This window comes from Klebsiella sp. GG_Kp146 (assembly GCF_040061975.1).
Lineage (GTDB): Bacteria > Pseudomonadota > Gammaproteobacteria > Enterobacterales > Enterobacteriaceae > Klebsiella > Klebsiella quasipneumoniae.
This window is the reverse complement of record NZ_JBEAHA010000009.1, coordinates 139,568-158,226: the sequence shown is the minus strand read 5'-3', so window position 1 is coordinate 158,226 and position 18,659 is coordinate 139,568. Positions and strand designations below refer to the sequence as shown.

At 44.1% G+C, this 18,659-nt stretch carries 11 protein-coding genes and 1 pseudogene; 2 read left to right on the top strand and 10 right to left on the bottom strand.

Features of this window, described 5'->3' with window-relative positions:
* Window positions 1–5: 5 nt before the first annotated feature.
* From ABLU95_RS11320 to ABLU95_RS11310, 3 genes are all read right to left on the bottom strand, one after another.
* Window positions 6–824, bottom strand: coding sequence for an oxidoreductase (locus ABLU95_RS11320; protein ID WP_335272429.1), 819 nt, complete (start codon window positions 822–824; stop codon window positions 6–8).
* A gap of 67 nt (window positions 825–891) precedes the next feature.
* Window positions 892–1,998, bottom strand: a complete 1,107-nt coding sequence (locus ABLU95_RS11315) for an NADH:flavin oxidoreductase (protein ID WP_335272430.1) — start codon at window positions 1,996–1,998, stop codon at window positions 892–894.
* A 73-nt stretch (window positions 1,999–2,071) separates the two neighbouring features.
* Window positions 2,072–2,866, bottom strand: a complete 795-nt coding sequence (locus ABLU95_RS11310) for an SDR family oxidoreductase (protein WP_335272431.1) — start codon at window positions 2,864–2,866, stop codon at window positions 2,072–2,074.
* A 620-nt stretch (window positions 2,867–3,486) separates the two neighbouring features.
* Between ABLU95_RS11310 and ABLU95_RS11305 the strand changes: the two genes are divergently transcribed.
* Entirely contained in the window at window positions 3,487–4,086 is a 600-nt protein-coding gene (locus tag ABLU95_RS11305; RefSeq protein ID WP_335272432.1) for a TetR/AcrR family transcriptional regulator, read from the top strand.
* An 828-nt stretch (window positions 4,087–4,914) separates the two neighbouring features.
* Here the strand turns inward: ABLU95_RS11305 and ABLU95_RS11300 are convergent.
* Both ABLU95_RS11300 and ABLU95_RS11295 read right to left on the bottom strand, forming a co-directional pair.
* Window positions 4,915–6,192, bottom strand: a complete 1,278-nt coding sequence (locus tag ABLU95_RS11300; RefSeq protein ID WP_348879580.1) for an MFS transporter — start codon at window positions 6,190–6,192, stop codon at window positions 4,915–4,917.
* 79 nt (window positions 6,193–6,271) lie between these two features.
* Window positions 6,272–7,579 (bottom strand): alpha-glucosidase/alpha-galactosidase, encoded by a 1,308-nt coding sequence (locus tag ABLU95_RS11295; protein WP_335272434.1) that lies wholly within the window; start codon window positions 7,577–7,579, stop codon window positions 6,272–6,274.
* 200 nt (window positions 7,580–7,779) lie between these two features.
* On the opposite strand from ABLU95_RS11295, the gene ABLU95_RS11290 reads away from it, so the two are divergent.
* Entirely contained in the window at window positions 7,780–8,610 is an 831-nt protein-coding gene (locus ABLU95_RS11290; protein ID WP_335272435.1) for an AraC family transcriptional regulator, read from the top strand.
* 331 nt (window positions 8,611–8,941) lie between these two features.
* Here ABLU95_RS11290 and ABLU95_RS11285 read toward each other — a convergent pair whose 3' ends face one another.
* The 5 genes and pseudogenes from ABLU95_RS11285 to ABLU95_RS11265 form a co-directional block, all read right to left on the bottom strand.
* Window positions 8,942–9,940: a LacI family DNA-binding transcriptional regulator gene (locus ABLU95_RS11285; protein WP_335272436.1), complete on the bottom strand. Its 999-nt coding sequence runs from the start codon at window positions 9,938–9,940 to the stop codon at window positions 8,942–8,944.
* Window positions 9,941–10,292: 352 nt separating this feature from the next.
* Window positions 10,293–11,708 (bottom strand): carbohydrate porin, encoded by a 1,416-nt coding sequence (locus ABLU95_RS11280; protein ID WP_335272437.1) that lies wholly within the window; start codon window positions 11,706–11,708, stop codon window positions 10,293–10,295.
* A 276-nt stretch (window positions 11,709–11,984) separates the two neighbouring features.
* A complete protein-coding gene (locus ABLU95_RS11275; RefSeq protein WP_348879577.1) occupies window positions 11,985–14,738 on the bottom strand; it encodes a family 78 glycoside hydrolase catalytic domain in 2,754 nt (917 codons plus the stop codon).
* Window positions 14,739–14,867: 129 nt separating this feature from the next.
* Entirely contained in the window at window positions 14,868–16,745 is a 1,878-nt protein-coding gene (locus ABLU95_RS11270) for a glucose PTS transporter subunit IIA (protein WP_348879575.1), read from the bottom strand.
* A gap of 772 nt (window positions 16,746–17,517) precedes the next feature.
* A pseudogene (locus tag ABLU95_RS11265) lies at window positions 17,518–18,615 on the bottom strand (IS3 family transposase); the annotation flags it as partial.
* Window positions 18,616–18,659 lie beyond the last annotated feature (44 nt).

Genomic DNA, 18,659 nt, shown 5'->3' with positions numbered 1-18,659 from the left:
TCCCGTCATAATCCTAAACTTTTGCGAATTCCAGCATCTAGCAGGGCTGCAGGCATGAAGCGGCGCATAAATGCCAGTTTTGTTGCCGTTTTTCCAGCCGTATAGCGCAACCGGGGCTTGGTGTCCTGTGCGGCATTTACAACTACTTTCGCCACGACATCTGGTTCGTCGGCGGTTTTCATAGCGTCACTTACGGCACGTTTCAGGGTTTTACGTAGAGCCTTATATACATCTAACGGTTCGTCCGGCGGCACATTGTTTGCTTCAAACTGAGTGCGGATGTAAGCGGGTTCAATCACAGACGCGCGGATATTAGCCGTACGGATCTCATGGTCGAGCGCCTCTGTATAAGCTTCTACTGCGTGCTTACTCGCTGCATAGAATGCCATGTAAGGCATCGGCACCAGGCCCAGCACAGAGCCGATGTTAATGATGCGGCCCTTTCCGTGGGCCCGCATATGTGGCAGCACCGCCCGGGTCATTCGTACAACCCCCATGAAGTTGGTGTCAAACAGAGCCTGAACCTGAGATATAGAACTTTCCTCGGCAGCAGCAGGTTCCAAACCAAAACCGGCGTTGTTTACCAGCAGATCAATACTCCCCTCGCGGGCAATAAGCTCGCTGACTATCGCGTCAGCTGATACCGAACTGGTTACGTCCAGAGTCAGCATGCTGAAGCGGAACTTGCCCGCGTTCTCCGGCCGGCGACTGGTTCCATAGACCCGATATCCGGCGTCGGTCAACCTTTCGGCCACAGCTAGTCCGATGCCAGAAGATGCACCGGTAACCAGCGCTACTGGATTGTTTTTTCTATAATTTCTCATGGATTCCACTCTAAAATACTAGCCTGAACTGGCATGTATCATGTTTTTTATCTGTGAGAGAACCTGATTAATTCAGTCCCGCGAGATCTTCGGCGCGGAAGCCGCGCAATTCTTTTGTGTGGCCAGTGCGAACTTTTCGGACCCAGTGCGGATCAGTGAGTAGCGCGCGGCCAACTGCAATCAGATCAAACTCTCTTCGCTCCATCCGGGTATGAAGGTTATCCAGTACTGCCGTACCTGATCCCTGACCGCCGAAAGCGCCAAAGAAATCTTCAGAAAGCCCTACCGACCCCACGCTTATGGTGGCCGCACCGGTTAGCTTTTTCGCCCAGCCAGCGAAGTTGAGTCCCTCGCTACCGTCCACTTCAGGAAACTCCGGTTCCCAGAAGCGGCGCTGCGAGCAGTGCAGGATGTCCACACCAGCCTCAACAAGCGGCCCCAGCCACTCTGTCATTTCCTGCGGAGTTTCCGCCAGGCGAGCGCTAAAGTCCTGCTGCTTCCACTGACTGACGCGGAGAATAAGCGGAAAGTCAGGGCCTACCAACGCGCGTATTGCGCGGACAATCTCGGCAGCAAAACTTGATCGTTCCGCGATTGTTTTTCCTCCAAAGGCATCCGTACGTTGGTTGGTTCCCTGCCAGAAAAATTGGTCAATAAGGTAGCCGTGCGCGCCGTGAAGTTCCACAACGTCAAAGCCCAAACGCTTCGCGTCCGCTGCTGCGTTGGCAAAGGCAGCGATCGTATCAGCAATATCTTCTTCCGACATGACGATGCCACGGGCATCGCCAGGACCGATCAGTCCGGAAGGGCTTTCAACCGGTGCATCTGGTTCCCATTCTCCGCCGCGTGTTGAGCCGGTGTGCCAGATTTGAGGGCCGATACGGCCACCTGCTTCATGCACGCCATCGACTACATTTTTCCAGCCTGCCAGCGCTTGCTCGCCATGAAAGAAAGGGATTCCGGGAAGACTGCGAGAAGCGGGTCGATTTACGACAGTACCTTCGGTCAGGATGAGGCCGACTTCACCTTCCGCCCGACGTCGATAGTATTCGGCGTTAGGTTGCCCCGGAATACCTGCTGGTGCCATGCCTCGGGTCATCGGGGCCATTACGATGCGATTGGGGAGCGTCAGCCCTTTCAGGGTAAATGGGGAAAACAGAACATTCTCGGACATTGGTTATCGCCTATTAAGAGTTATTTTGTAAGATTAGCGTCCCTGTGGCTCATAAGCCTGTCATACGCAGATTTTATTCATCTGTTTTATTTCGGTAGCGCGGGGCCGGGTGTTCCTGCTGAAACTCTGTCAGCATTGTCTTGCGTGCCTGTTCGTACAGGATCCACTGATCTTCATTGTGCAGTGGCGGAATGGTGACAGGTTCGCGGGAGTCATAGCCGACCAGGGCCGCATCCACCATGTCACCGGCATCCATCACACCGCTCAGTGAGTTCACATCAACGCCTGAACGTTCCCAAATTTCAGTGCGTGTTGCGGCCGGCAGGACAGCCTGTACGTAGACGCCACGTGGACCAAGTTCAAAGCTCAGTGCCTGTGAGAGATACAGTACAAATGCCTTGGATGCACCGTAGATAGCCATCCCGAATTCCGGAGCAAGTCCGACCACGGATGCTAGGTTAATGATGTCGCCCCGACCCTCAGCAGCAAACCGACCGGCCGCAGCATGTGCCAGCGTTACTACAGCATTGAGATTAACTGATATGAGGTGGTTAACGTCAGCGATGTCCTGCGCAATAAATGCTCCCGGGATATTCATACCAGCGTTGTTCACCAGCACACCGATACTATTGTCATTGCTGAGTCGGTGTGCCAGTGCCTCCAGAGCAGATGAGTCGGTGAGGTCTGTTGGCAGCACTTCTACCTGAATGCCGTACTGTGCCTCAAGCGTTTCAGCCAGTTTGCTTAGTCGGCCAGCATCTCGGGCCACGAGAACAAGATCATGGCCGCGCTGCGCAAAACGATCCGCGTAAACGGCACCAATGCCCGTTGATGCTCCGGTTATCAGGACTGACATGTTTCCAGCCATTTCATTTCCTCTTTTTTTGAGTGTTATTTAGTTAATGTCTTTTATAGATGATGCATGACATGTATAATAGATGTCAATCATAATTTATCTTGAGATGGCACAGGATGCATTACACAACGGTTGGCTGAAATAGCGGTTTACATGTTTCTGTACTCGCGCTGGGCAGTGGTAACTTAGGAATCGGCAGAGGTTACGGCTGGGAGAAAGAGGAACTTCAAGCAGTATCAGATGAGTACGCCCGTGCGGACGGCAATTTTATTGATACAGCAGACACATACCAGTTGGAGTAATCCGAGGAGATGGTCGGTCAATGTATTGGTTCAGAGCGTGACAGTTTCGTAGTCGCCACTCAGGTGGTAATTGCATGGTTAAGTCATTGAGGCGCATATGCCAGTTTTACTGACGAACAGGTTGCTTAACTTGGGATTGTTAATGCAGTTGATTATGGTACGGCACAGCATCAGATCGCGGGAACTATTCACAGAGTACAGGGGACCGTTGCTGATAATTCTCTCCCCATATGTCCATGTGGAGATAATGCGCGTATTAAATGATAGTATGACCGGTTATACCGGACACTTTTTCTGTGGCCGGATAAGTTCACTCAGTATGGAGGATTAATGGGACGAGTATCAAAAGAACAGATGGAGCGCAACAGGGAAAGTATTATCAATGCGTCAGCAGAGCTTTTCCGTGAACGAGGTCTTGATGGCGTCAGCGTAAGTGACATAATGGCTGCAGTTGGCCTTACACATGGTGGGTTTTATGGCCATTTTAGCTCTAAAGATGAGCTCGAGGCCCACGCCTGCCAACGGGCATTTGATGACACTCAGGCTCTTTTCTCAACAAGTGGTATAGCGACGTTTGACGAGCTCGTTGACTACTATCTTTCAGAAGAACACAGAGATAACATCGGTAACGGGTGTACAGTTTCTGCTCTTGCATCAGACGTGTTGCGCAAACCTCAGGACAAATCGGTCCGGGAAGTTTATACACGCGGTGTTAAAATGATGGCTGCATACATCGCCTCACTGCAGGGAGAACCATCGGATAATTCACTTCCCGACTATCATTTGGTTCAAATGGCTGTGCTGGCAGGTGCATTAATGCTTGCACGTGCAACTGCCGGAGATGAACTTTCTGGCCGCTTCCTGGTTGCAGCTAAAAAATATTTGCAAGATAAAAACTGCAACCGTGATGAACATGGATACGAAATCTAAATAGCGATGGATTGTCGTAATGGGGGTATCAGAAGAAAGCTTATGTTCGCAAAAGTTAATAAATGCGTAAATGAGAATTGTTTATCACCGGATTGCAGAATGAAGTCAGACAGAGCTCTGAGTGATGCTGATGTCTCCAGAAATAATAATGGCTATTTTGTCCTGTGTGTTGTATGCAGTGTTAAGGATTATGTTCAGAGTCGCTTGTCTTCGTCTTTTAATTTCCTGGCAGCAGAACCGACATAGTGTATATCCATTTGGGTTGTTCTGGAACAGCCAGCATTCAGTCGACTTCACTCCACAGTCAGTCTGTTTAGCTCTTTGCCTTTAGTGTAAATATAAATTTCTCTTCAGACAGCCAAAAGATATCGTCATCTTTTATAGCTAGTGTAAGACGCTGGTTATTCCTGATTATAGCTGGGATATATCCGAGGTATGGACAATCAACCTTTTAGACTAGCTGATGATTGCATCTAATTCTGAGAGGAGTCAAGAGCCTTGACCATATTCTTTGTTCTGTGTTTTATACCTGTCATTTCGGCCTGCTAACATCAATTACAACTAACTAAAAAGGTAAGTTGTTAAAGGCCCAGTTGGGGCAAAAAATCTATGGTGGATGCTGTCCCATGAGCGAGGACAAACTAATGGGACATAACAAACTGCTACCACTAGTGTTCACTGGTGCGTATTAATCCAGAAGGTGATGAGTCACTTAGTAACTTGCTCCTCGGATATCCAGCCTGCTGTTGTGTACCTGAGGTCATTGATGCCCCAGGAGCAACACGAATCAATACTCTTTATTGTTAATATAATTTATTTAGAATGAACTTAATCCATTCCAGTATTATATTTTGATGTGGGTAAGTCTTCATGAATATTCCCTTTAATCAAGCCAACGTTTCCGCTCAGAGCAAAGGCTAATATGAATGTAAAAAGTAATGCTATACAGCCAAGGATCATATAGGAGGTTTTGAAACCGTAATTGACGTACATCATTCCTGCAGCATAGGACATTCCGATGGCTGACAGTTGCTTAAAAAAGCAAAAGCCCCACAGATAAATCGAAGCAGAGAGATTAACATTGAACTGGGTAGTTATATATTTAAAAATACCTACAAGAAGGAACGGAACCTCGAACATATGCAGTGTCTTCAGGATTATTACTTCCGTGACAGAGTCTGCAAGAGAAGAACCAATGATTCGTGTCGACATAATCAATCCGGCGATCAGTAGAGCATTTTTTCCGCCAATTCGATTAATTATTAGTGGTGCAAAAAACATAATAAAAGCGTTAAGAAATTCACCTAATGTAGTGACATATCCAAATGCCTGAGTACCGGTATGTCGGTCACGGAAAAAAGAGGTGAAGAAGTTTGCGAATTGCTGATCGAAAACGTCATAGACGCATGCAACCCCGACGATATACATCACCAGGTACCAGAATTTACGCATTGTTAACAACCCCAACGCTGCTTTCAGCTTAACGGGTTTTTGATTCAGTGCCAGGCCATCTGCCACAGCTAGAGTCGCGTTTTGTTCCGGCTTAAACAGATACAGCAAACCGGCCAAAATCAGCGAGAAGCTCGACGCCATCCAGAAGGCGAACTGATTATTAATGGTAAACATATAGCCGACAATGGAGGCACAAATTGCCCAGCCGATACAGCCAAACAGGCGAGCGCGGCCATACTCAAACCGGCTGCGGCGGCTCACTTTCTCAATATAGGCCTCTATTGCTGGCGAGCCACCGCTGCAGACCAGTCCAAGATATATACCACACAAGAGAGCTCCCAGATAAAAATGACTTTTCAGCAGTGGTGAGAACACATAGATAAACAGGGGAGCCAGAAAAAACAGCAGAAAGATAATTATCCACAGCAGATGTTTCTTCAGGCCAAATTTGTCTGTTACAAAGCCGAAAATAGGCTGAAATACCAAGGCGAATAGTGCCATGCTGGCAAAAACCAGACCGGTTTGTTGCTGATCTAGAAAATTGACGTCATGCAACCATATAGGAAAAAAAGGTAGTACTGCCCCCATAATAAAGAAGTAGAAAAAACAGAACGCCCCGAAAATCCAAAAATTCCTGTTCTTCAAGTAATACATTGATCAACATCCTATTGGTAACGGCGCGGAATATTCCGCGCCTTGTGAGTTATAAGGAGGTATCAGGTCAGCAGGACGACTAATGGTAGGCTGGAAGCCAGCTGCCGTGTGCTTCAATAAGCTCGTCACATAGCTTGCGGATGTCATCGATCGACAGCTCTGCGGAAGTATGCGGGTCGAGCAGAGCGGCATGGTATATGGCTTCTCGTTTGCGCGTCACCGCCGCTTCGATGGTCAACAGCTGAGTATTAATGTTGGTACGGTTCAGCGCTGCCAGCTGCTCCGGCAAATTGCCGACGTAGCAAGGCGTTACGCCCTGGCCATCGACCAGACAAGGGACTTCGACGCAGGCTTGGGAAGGTAAGTTGGCGATCAAGCCGGTGTTGAGCACGTTACCGCCAATTTTGTAAGGCCGATCGGTTTCCATCGCTTCGATGATGTAGGACGCGTACTCATGGGTACGGTTGTGAGTCAGGCTGGTGTCATCGGTCAGCGTCACTTTCTGCTGCTGCCATTGGTCAATCTGCTCAATACACCGGCGCGGATATTCATCCAGCGGTATATTGAATCGTTCAATCAGCTCCGGGTAGTTGCGTTTGATCCAGTAAGGCATGTATTCGGCGTTGTGCTCAGACGATTCGGTGACGTAATAGCCGAAAGTTTTCATAATTTCATGGCGGACCATATCATCATGCTTGCCCTGCAGGGCACTGGCCCGGCGTTTGATTTCAGGATATAAATCTTCACCGTGACGACGAATGTCCAGCAGCCAGGCCATGTGGTTAATACCCGCGATATGAAATTGCACGTCGTCGGTTGACATATCCACGCTTTTCAACAGCGTTTCAGCACACACCTGAACGCTGTGGCATAATCCTACCGTTTTCACTTCCGTATGACGCAGCATTGCACCAGTTATTGTGGCCATCGGATTGGTGTAGTTCAGCAGCCAGGCATCCGGGCATACTGCTTCAATATCCTGTGCGAAATCGAATAGCACCGGTATGGTACGCAGTGCGCGGAAGATACCACCAATGCCCAGGGTATCTGCAATAGTTTGTTGAAGACCATACTTTTTCGCGATCGTGAAATCAGTGATGGTGCACGGATCGTAGCCACCAACCTGAATGGCATTTACCACGTAACTGGCGTTTTTCAACGCCGCGCGGCGGTTCTCAACGCCAAGGTAGGGGACAATCTTAGCCCTGCCTGCATTGGTATTGCGGTTGATATTATTCAGCATGGCGAGTGATTCATTGAGGCGTGCGCCATCGATATCGTATAAAGCAATTTCAACTTCTTTCAACGCCGGCGTTGCCATTATGTCTCCGAGCACGTTTCTGGCGAAAATGGTGCTGCCCGCGCCCATAAAAGTTACTTTTATCATGGTAATTCTCCGTTCCTGCTGTTTTTGATAGGGAGAATGTACGCGGTGATGTGGCGAGGTAATATGGTCAAATGTGATATTGGTATGGCGAAAAATGATGTTGCCATAAAAGTGTGAGCCAGCTCAGAATCTGACTGAAACTAGGTGAGTTTTCTGCGAAGATCTCTGATAACGTGGTGTAAAAAGGTAGGGAGTGATTGATGCACAAGACTTTTACACTTAATCATACCGACAATATCGAACTGAATTTGTATCAATACGGTGAGGAGATTTGTCATAAGGGACACAGCTATGGCCCCGCTGTGCGCCAGCATTACCTATTTCATTATGTGATAAGTGGTACCGGCACGTTTTTCAATGATTTTGGTGCTTTTCATGTCGTCGGCGGGGAGGGGTTTCTGATCCATCCCCATGAGGTAACAACCTACTGCGCTGATAATAAGGATCCGTGGCATTATATGTGGCTTGAGGTAGATGGGCTGATTGCTGCCAGAATTTTCGAGGAGTGTCATCTTAGTCGGCAATTTCCTGTTTATCGGCCCTGTCTGAATAAAGACAATTCCAGCCCCAATTGCTATTTGCAGCAAATTATCGAACATGGCGATGAGCACCCACTAAAGGTACAGGGATTATGCTATCTCTTTTTTTCTTCATTAATCAGCAATACGCATGGCGAAAAGGCTTCCCTTCATGATGACAAAACCCGGCATCTTCAAAAGGCAGTCAAAAGAATTGAAAATCGCTATCACGAGCATCTAACAGTTGATGGCCTGGCCGCCTATTGCAATATCAACCGTAGTTACCTTTGCCGATTATTCAAAAGTGCGTACGGTATGGGACCTAAGGAATATTTGCTTAATTTTCGTATGAGTATCGCAGTAAGTCTACTGAAAAACAGTCAAACTGCGATTAAAGTCGTGAGTATTTCCGTAGGCTATGAAAACCAGTTGCAATTTTCTAAGGCATTTAAGAAGGTGCACGGTATTTCTCCTACAAAATGGAGGGAAGTGAACCTAGATGATAACCGTTAGAGTAATGCTCGGCTCTCATCTATTAGAAACTTTTAACTATGAGTAATAAAATTAATTTTCAGTGAATAATAAATATGAATTGCAAAGGTTGGCATAGAAATCTGTAAATGCTACATGGTATGGTGTTGTAAAGATGAAGAGAGTGCTTTCGTCAAATAATATATATTGAAGCTGAAGCAATAAATTATGGTAAGTATGCGAGATGGAGATTTTAATGTCTCGAGGATAATACCAGGGAAGACTAGATCCCCGGTCCAATTATCAATCAGTTAATGGGATGACATCAGCTTAAAATATGTTATATGATGGAAATTCAATATAGTAATAGTTATTATTTTATGTTCTTAACTGAATCTCGAATAACTAATTTTCCTGCTAAAGGAGAGCTGTTATATTGGTTTTGGATGTTCAATATTGAGTTGACTGCGCATTTAAACATTTCGTCAATCGGTACTTCCAGTGTTGTGAGGGCCGGGGAGAAAAAGTCACCGACTTTAGAATTATCGAAGCCAGTCACGGAAATATCTTCGGGTACAGACTTGCCCATTTCCTTTAAGGCTTTAATTGCACCGAGCGCCATGTCGTCATTACCAGCAAGTATAGCTGTAAAGTCTGTTTGTTTTTTTATCAACTCTATAGTGGCTTCATAGCCGCTTTGCATACTCCATGTACCATGAACTATCATATTATCAGGGAGTGTATGACTAAATTCGCGCATTTTTTCCCGATATGCTTTTTGACGAGCATAGTTACTGCGTGATTTTTTCTTACCGGAGATATATGCAATTTTTGTATGTCCCATACTATGTAAGAAATCCATCATTTTGAGGCAACCACTATAATGGTCGATATAAACAGATTTTGCATTTTTATTTTGAAGTTTCTGGTTTAAGGCAACGATAGGTACAGGGCTTGAGCTAACTATTTTTTCTAGTTCACGGGCTGATAAGTATTTTGTGTAGACCATAATGCCTGCGCATTTCATGCCGACCAAAAAATCAATAGCATTGATTTCTTCTTCAGCACTATGTTTTCCATCAGCAAAAATGAGACGGTGATCATGGTTTTCACAATGTTTGGCTGCGTTATATACCAGCGTAGAAAAATAGGGGCCGTCGTAGACTTCATTTGTGATAACCAGGCCTATCATACTCGTTTTTTTAGTCGCCATCTGTTGGGCAAGGAGATTTGGTCGATAACCTGTGTCTTCTATTGCCTTATAAACCTTATCTTTAATTTCTTTTCTGACAACATTTTTTCCGTTCAAAACCCGGGACACTGTTGCTTTGGACACCCCCGCGCTTTTTGCAACATCAAGCATTGTAATCATTACATCCTCACATCGTTGAATCAATCTTTACCAAAAAGATATACATGACCATCCACGTTATAATTTAATGTTTTACAAGCGAATAATCAATAGCTAATAAACTATTTTTTTAACTCTGTGTTTAAATTTGGCTTTAACTTAAGAGTAGATAATAATTAATCGCATTCAAGGGAATATCTTTACTGTTTACAAAAAAAGTGTGATTCATTTTAAATGAAATGTTTTTCAGTTGGGAAAAGTCTGTTTTCATAATTTTAGTAAGCAATTAAATACATGCCCGCTGTAGGGAATGCTATCAAACTTATTTATGTATGAAAACAGACGAAAAGTTATCACAATGAAACATTGTATATTAGAACCAGACTTCCCACATAGCACCGGCGTTAAGCGAATCTAAGCGGGTATCCTTCGTATCATCTATTAGGGCAGTATGTTGGTTATCCACCTGTCCGCCGGTAACATAGAAGCGAAGCATTGGTCTGAAGTCAGGTCCCATTGCAATTGATATATTTTGAGAAAGTGTAAGTTTCCAGCCCTTGTTGGTACCACCTTCATCATATCTTACTTGCTGCCAGCCAGCTTCAAGCCATGTAGAATGTATATCATTCCAATAGTACATTGGACGCAAAATAGCAGCATAGTTTTTACGGCTATCTCCAGGATTTTTGCTGTCGTCATAATCCTGATAAGCCATAAGATATCTGACCATGGCGTGTGAGTTGTAGGTATACATACCGTCGAAACTGATATATGTGGAACGCAAACCATTGGTTTTATAATAAACGCTATTGTCGGCATTATCAGAGTAGCGTGTTATTAGTTGGTTCATGGTATTATCAGTAGTATGACTAAGCACCAATGCTCCTTGCCAGGCTTTTTTTCGTTCATCACTATCTATAGCTTTTGAGTCAAAGCCATAGTTTGCATAAGCAGCGACATCTAGATTACCCAATTTCATTCCATGTATTTTTGATGTCACGGCATAATTACCACTATCTCCTGTGCCAGCTCCCCCTGTGCATGATAAACGTGAAGGATTTTCACCATCCTCTAACACTTTAGGATCACATGTCTCTACAGCAGCTACAGCCGCGACATCAAAAAGAACTCCATTTATATTGAGCTTTTTGATCCCCGCACCTTGTCCATCATGGTTCATCCACATGTAGTCGTTAATTTCCTGCGAAGGTCTTTGATGGAAATCTCTACCAGCCCAAAGATAAGAATCAGGCTGAGATTCAAAGAGATTTGTCACACCTACATATGCTTTTTTTAGATTAAGCTCATCACTCCAGTGCTCAATCATCACATTAGTATCCCAGATTGCGCCGTTTTCACCTTTAAATGTTTTAATTAATGAATATTCACCACCATAACCCTGGTTACCTAAACGACCTATTCCCTGTGACCCGTTATAAGACCCATCTACGGTGACGTATTTTTGATCACCTCCCTGATAATGAGCCCCATACCGTGCGTATACTGAAAATTTAAATCCGTAGGGAATTTCCATTTCCGGAGAAACTTTTTTTGTAACAGTTGAATCTCCAGTAGACGGTACTTGCACATTCGAAGCCGTTTGAGTCGGCTGTGCTACAGTTTCTTGTTTTCTTAAATTGCGTTCGGCTAAAGCTTTATCAACAGCTTGCGATATTAACTGCTCAAGTTGCTGTTGACTTATAGTGATATTGTCCTGTGCTAAAACAGAAAGTGGATATAACGAAAAAATAATAGCCAATTTCAAAGAGGATACTTTATGCATATTCATAGTGGATTCATCTTATTTATTGTGACATAGACTATCCAGAAGTAAAGAGTCTTCGCCACATTGAAGTTTGTCATGTGTAACGTGAGCATGAGTAACCTCCTCCCCACAAATACATTCCCTAATTTTGTATATAGAAAAGGTATGGAGGTTAATATTATAAAATAAATAATGATAATTGTTATATGAGTTACAGTACTCCTGTCAAACTTGATGAAGTTAGGTAATAAAGAGCTGCGGTAGATTATTATCTACCGCATAATAATACATTTCAGGTGATTACATTATTGATGTGAATTTATAATCCCCTGAGCCAGCTAATATCTCAACGTACCCATCTTTTTCATTGATAACTTTCAAGCCGGAAATGTATTTAATTTCCATGTCACTTTCTTTGATAGTATCAATGCTTTTAGCTGGCACATATATATGAGCACTAGTGTTTACTGGTACGCTAATATTAATCTGCCATTTGTTCTCATCTACTTTATAAGATGCATTAATTGGACCGCGAACTGTCGGAACCCTAATAGATGCATACTTCAAACCTGCTGGCACAGGTTTTACCTGAAATTCAGCCCAGGCTGGTTTAAGTGGTTTGATTCCAAACAGAGATTCTGGTATGACGATTGCGGGTGAGGTTCCCCAGGCATGAGAATGACTTACTGTAAAGTCATCTGACTCATTCCATGCTTCCATTGTCGATCCCGAACCCAACTCCATCATATGTCGCCAGTTATGACTATTCTGACGTAGTGTCCCATCAGTATTCATCCCGGTAATTTGGTTTACAGCTTCCTCTGCTTGTCCATGCTCGGCCATTGTTGTCAGCGCAAACAGCGAGCTATAAACACTTCCTTTGAGCATACGCTGATCTGCAAGGTATTTTGCTGCTTGTTGCGACTGTTCCGGTGAGGCTGCACCAAAGGTGGTTACGAATGAATTGGCCTGACTGGAGATATGAAATTCACCATTGATATTATCCTTAAACGCAGCATGTTGAGGATCAAAAAAGTTCTTTTGAATTCCGTCACGTGATTTTTTATACAAATCTGTATACTTATGAAATTCATTTGTTTTATTCAGTACTTCAGATATGTTTGCCAGGGCCTTTGTTCCCGCATAAAAAAATACGTTTGCAACATTGTGTGTGTTTGAAAATTCATATCCATCTCTCAGCTTTTTCGGCCAGTCGACAATATCATGATCAGGTCCCGGACCACCATCTCCGTAATTAGCTGTAACTAATCCTGTTTTTTGATTGAAACCATCTAATAGCTTGGTCGGGATTTTTGATTGTAGTAGCACAAAATTATTTTCAAGCAGTTTATGATCGCCCGTATAGAAGTAGTCGTTCCATGAGTTAAGAATATTATAAACCTTCCACTCCATCGGCCACGTAGAGTTATGCGTTAACCAGTCTACTGAGAATCTGGCAAGGGAATAATCAGTTCCTAGAACATAATTACTTAGTTGTTGAATGTAAGTATCTGCTTCATACGGTGCTCTCTCTCGATTTGGTGAGTCGACATACAAATCGTGATTTAGATATTCAATAGAGTCTCGTGAAAATTTCCATATTTTATTTAGTTGGTCATTCGAAGAATCGAATGCTGCTGCATTCTCATCAAATGGATATTTTAGTCTAAATGTTGTTAGATAATTGTGTAGGTTATCTTCTGTGACGAAGTCAGGCAGGCCTGAAATTTGAGCATATCTGAATACACGAAATCCAAAGTGCTCAATGGTTTGATTCCCATTTTTAAGTGTCCATTCATCTTTATTATTAATCAATGCCGCTGTCTGCCACTTCACATTTTTTTTATCATCCAGAACTTCGCCTGCTTTAATGGTAACGACTTGTCCACCTTCATTCTTGGTATCAATTGTCAGGCTCATACCACCCACAACAGTCAACCCATAATCAAGTAAAAACTGTCCGTTAGCTGTTTTTGTTACACTAACTGGTGCGACGATTTCTTTTTTAAGATTTTCTGCAGGGTATCCAATAAGTTTATTGAATGGAGCTTTTATAGCAGAAGATTGCCATTTGGAATCGTCAAAGTTGATCTCCTGGAATCCTGAAGGATAGTTACTCGCTTTGATATTTTCGATCGGGTATTTGAAACCAACCCATGATATTGCCTCTGCATCATGCACGTCTCCGGCATATGGGAAAGCTGAGTTACCTGCCAATGATTTCCATGACTCATCGGTAGCAATTACCTGTACATCACCGTCGGTGTAATAAATTCGCAATTCGGCCATGAATGATTTATTATCGCCATAGCTGAATGCTGAGGCTGAAACGGCATTATCCTGTCCAGTCTTTATGTTTTTGGTCACGTCAAATGCGTTATAAAATGTTTTACCGTCAAACCCCCGTACAGGACCTAGGCCGACAAATTCACCATTCAAATTGAGTTTGTACACATACTGGCGAGATTCTACAGGATCTGATCCTGTAGCATAGACTATTGCTCGATCTATTTCTTTATTTTTCACCTTGAATTGTTTGCGAAAAAAAGCCCAATTATCTTCAGCTGCTTTATTTTTGTAATCACGTTTTACCCAAATTGGCTGGGCTTGCCAGCTATCTTTTAGTGCTGTGTCAAAATGGCTGATGCTAGAAAACGGACTTACTTCATTTTTTTCGTTCCACGTTTGTACAGCCCAATAGTATCGAGTAGCTGCAGATAAATGAGGCCCGCGGTAAGTAACTCCAGAAGAATCACTTGTATCAATTTTTCCTGAATCCCAGAGCAACTTCTTCGCTATAGGATTTCCACTGGCATCGATGAAATCAGGAGTAGTAGACACCACCATTCGGTACGCTGACTGTACATCATTACGCTGTGTGCTGTTAAGTACCCAGCTCATTGAGAAATTGCTAAGATCTTCAACGAGCAGTGGCTGTTTTTGTAACTCTAGCCGCAATTCAGAGGGCTTAGCTTGAGGTACTGCATATGTATTAAAAGGGAATATCATTGCTAACATAATCGGACTAAAACGATATAATTTATAAATAGGCATGTCAGTAGATCCTTTTATAATAATTAAGGGTAATTGTTTAAAGAATGTCTATGAGAGTCTATCAATTTTATTGTTCTTTTTAAGGGGCGAGTAACTACACACTCGACCCTTATTACGAAAGTAACTTTATCAGGCTAGCGTCATAACTGCCATTCCCTGGTCAATCGTCCCCTCTGCCTTTAATTTATTAACAGTATAGTCATCGCTGTTTACAATAAGGAAAGGAGTTGTCAAGTCATAGCCTGATGCCAGAATTTTCTCTTTATCAAATGAAATGAGAGGCGTGCCAGCTTTGACAATGTCGCCTTGTTTTACCTCGGTGGAAAAAAACTGACCATTCAACTTAACCGTATCCAGCCCAACATGAATTAACAATTCTGCACCGTTATCACAAATTAGTCCGACCGCGTGATGGGTATCTACAGTTGTTGCGACTTGTGCATCGCAGGGAGAAATAACTGTTCCAGAAGATGGTATAAATGCAATGCCATCACCAAGGAGTCCACCAGAAAAACTTTCATCTTTTACCTCCTTAAGAGGTAAAATCGTACCTGTCATAGGACTGTTCAGTGTAAGTTCTGAGGCATTTTTTGCTGTAGTGGGTGCAGTTTTATTTGATTCATATTGTGGATCAGTTTTTTCTTCAGGCTCTTTAAATCCTGCAAAAAATACCAGTAAGAAAGTAACAGTAATAGCTACTACAACACCTGCCAATTCTCCGATAAAAGACATCGGGTTTTCAGTGCTGATGGCGTTCACAATAGTTAGTAAACCAGGCAGACCAGCATAAGCATAATAATAGCTGCCGAAGAAACTCGTGACAGCAGCTCCTATAGCCCCGCCTATACAGCCATAAATGAATGGTTTTTTTAGTTTTAAAGTAACACCATAGATAGCTGGTTCAGTAATCCCGAAGACACCTGTGAGACCAGCTGAATAAGCAACGGTTTTGAATTCTTTCCGCTTCGATTTTACTGCGCAGGCTAAAGCGGCTGCCATCTGTGCTACAACAGCAATCGTTTGAAAAGCCTGGAAGGAGTCGCGACCATACATATCGAAATTGGCCATAACCACGGGAGTAATACCCCAGTGAACACCGAAAATAACGACCACTTGCCATAGTCCACCAATTACTGCAGCAGCCAGTGCTGGTGCAGTGTCAAACATCCAGTTATAGCTTAAAGCGATACCGTTTGCTAGTCCTGAGGTCACAGGTCCAATCAATACAAGAGTGAGTGGAACCATAATTACAACGCAGATTAGGGGCGTAAAGAGAGCCGACACGACTTGCGGAAGCATCTTCTCAACAAATTTTTCGACATACGACAATCCCCATACCAGGAAAAGTGGGGGTAGAACTGAAGATGTGTAGACAGTTTTAGCCAATGGCAGGTACATAAATGTGACCAGATCTCCTTTTGCTATCTTGGCTGCTATAACTGCCCAGTCAGGGTTAATTAAAGCACAACAGCATAACAGTGCGATAAACATATTACATTTGTAATACTTTGATGCCGTCACAGCGATGAAGACAGGGAGGAATGCAAAAGGTGTCCATGAAATAAAGTTAAGAACACTAAAGGCCCCAGTATCCTGAAATGTGGGAATGAAAAACTTCGCTGTTATCAGTATTCCCTGAAGAATACCAGCAGAGGCGAGGATGTAGATTATTGGGGCAAAAACAGAAGACATTGCCGATATGACACTGTCAATTACTCGCTTCTTTTCTCCACCATCTTGAATTTTTGTCGGGTCAATATGACCAGCAAGCGCTTCGTATACATCGGACACATGTGTACCAATCACAACCTGGAACTGTCCACCACTTAGGACAACAGTAATGACACCTGGCAGTTGTTTGATGTTTTCAACTGCGTTTACAGGTGTATCTTTCAAAACGAGTCTAAGTCTAGTCGCGCAGCGGGAATAGCTGACCAGATTTTCCTCTCCGCCTATCTCGCTAAGTATATCGCTAGCAAGTTTTGAATAGTCTCTAATTTTTGCCATTGTGCAGTCCTGAGTTTTGAGAATTCTTGCAACCGGTTTCAAGAATCGCTTTTAAGCATTTATCCTGCAACCGGTTTCAACTTAAAGTGTGCTGGAGCTCGCATATTTCTTAATTCGTGATTCTAAAAATGTTCAGTGTTTGTTGGGCTTCTCTGGGTGCTCATGCACTTTTTTTTGAAAATCGTGGGTTATAGTGCATGAGGAAAAATGCACAAAAAAGTGATTATTGATTCATTTTATGTGAATACATATTCATTCTGGGTGCGTGCGAATGAAGGGGTTATCATTTTGAATTATCGGGTTGGCCTTCTTTCTGAACACAATACCACTCTAAACTGATGTTTCGGGCTATGAGTCATCTCGTAGAGATGCACATCACCATGAACAAGGCCCATACATCGAAGAATAGATCGCAGTTGTCCTGTAACAGGCCGAAAAAGGATCTCTCGTTGGGGACTTCTATGAATTAGGGACGATTCTGAGACCATTTTTTCAACCGGTAAAAGATATTTGCCATTCCGGGAGCGAACAGTGGCATTTGCGGCAAACGCAACAGAAGGATGCAATTCAGCAGTTGAAGAAGGGGTCAATTCTGACTCTGCACAAAAAGATGCGGCAGGAGTTGAAAGAAAAGTTCTGAGGATGGCTCATAAGTTGCGGGAGGTACATTTTCTGCGTAAGGTCTACTGTATCAGTATCTATCGGGGATACGGTTTGCTGATGCTGAGCAATGGACTGACCCCATGCCTGTAGACAAATTCAATCCTAAGGGCGAGGCCTGATTAAAGTCCTCTGGACTGACTCCACCGAGGTGGCTGTGGCGCCGGGACCGGTTGTAGAATATTCAATGTAATAGAAGATATCACCCCGAGCCAGATTCCGGGTTTTGTTGAACTTCTTTCTGAGGCGTTCTTTTTTCAGGGAATTGAAGAACGATTTGGCAAACGAGTTATCCTGGCAATTGCCACGCTGGCTCATGCTCGGAGCAGGTTGTTGACCCGGCAGAAGCATTACCTGTCGTCACTACCGTTCTGGCTACCTTGAACGCTGTGTACGATGGCCGCGCCGTCCTGTTTTCGACGCCCGACGGCTATCATCAACCCGTCGAGAGCCAGTTCGCGTGAGAGAGTGGGCTTTATCAACCAGCCGACCACATTACGGGTGAAGAGATCGATAACCACTGGCAGATATAACCTTTCCTGCCAGGTGCGGATATTAGTGATGTCGGTGCCCCAGACTTGATTGGCCCAGATAACGGTAGACCTCCGTTACATGCGATTAGGAGAGACCGCTAAAGTTCTGCCGACGATGCGACGTGACTCTTTATAGCCGCGTACCGTTTTAATTCAGTTCAGTTGCATGATATGGCCCACCCGGTTTATACCGCAGGTCTCCCGATTTCGTTTAGATCGACATGACCACCCGGTAATCATATACGCCTCTGTTCATTGAATATTAATCGCGGATAAACATCTGCAGACGCAGGTCATCTTTATCACATGCCGGGACTGGGTTGTGCGTCCAGAATAGAACCCGGCCCAGACGAGATTCAGTACTCGACACATCGTCATCACATCCCGCACAGAGTGCTGTTCATTGATAAAGCGGTACTTCAGTTGGGATCAACTGCAAAGTACTGTGCGGCCTTTTCCAGGACATCCCGTTCTTCTTAGGTGCTTTGTAGCGACACCTGTAGTTAGGACCTTGCTTTTTGCTTCCAGTAAAACCCCGGCATGCAGTTCAAGCCCGTAGACACTTGTACTGGGTTTGCAGAAGCGCCCAGATGGCCGAATATTTCGGTATCGGAATAACTGAGCTCCGTTATCTGACGGCCGACCTCTTCCTTAAATTTAGGTTTAAATTGTGACATGTTTCTCCTATGCCCAAACTACAGGAGGATCGTCTGCAGGTGCG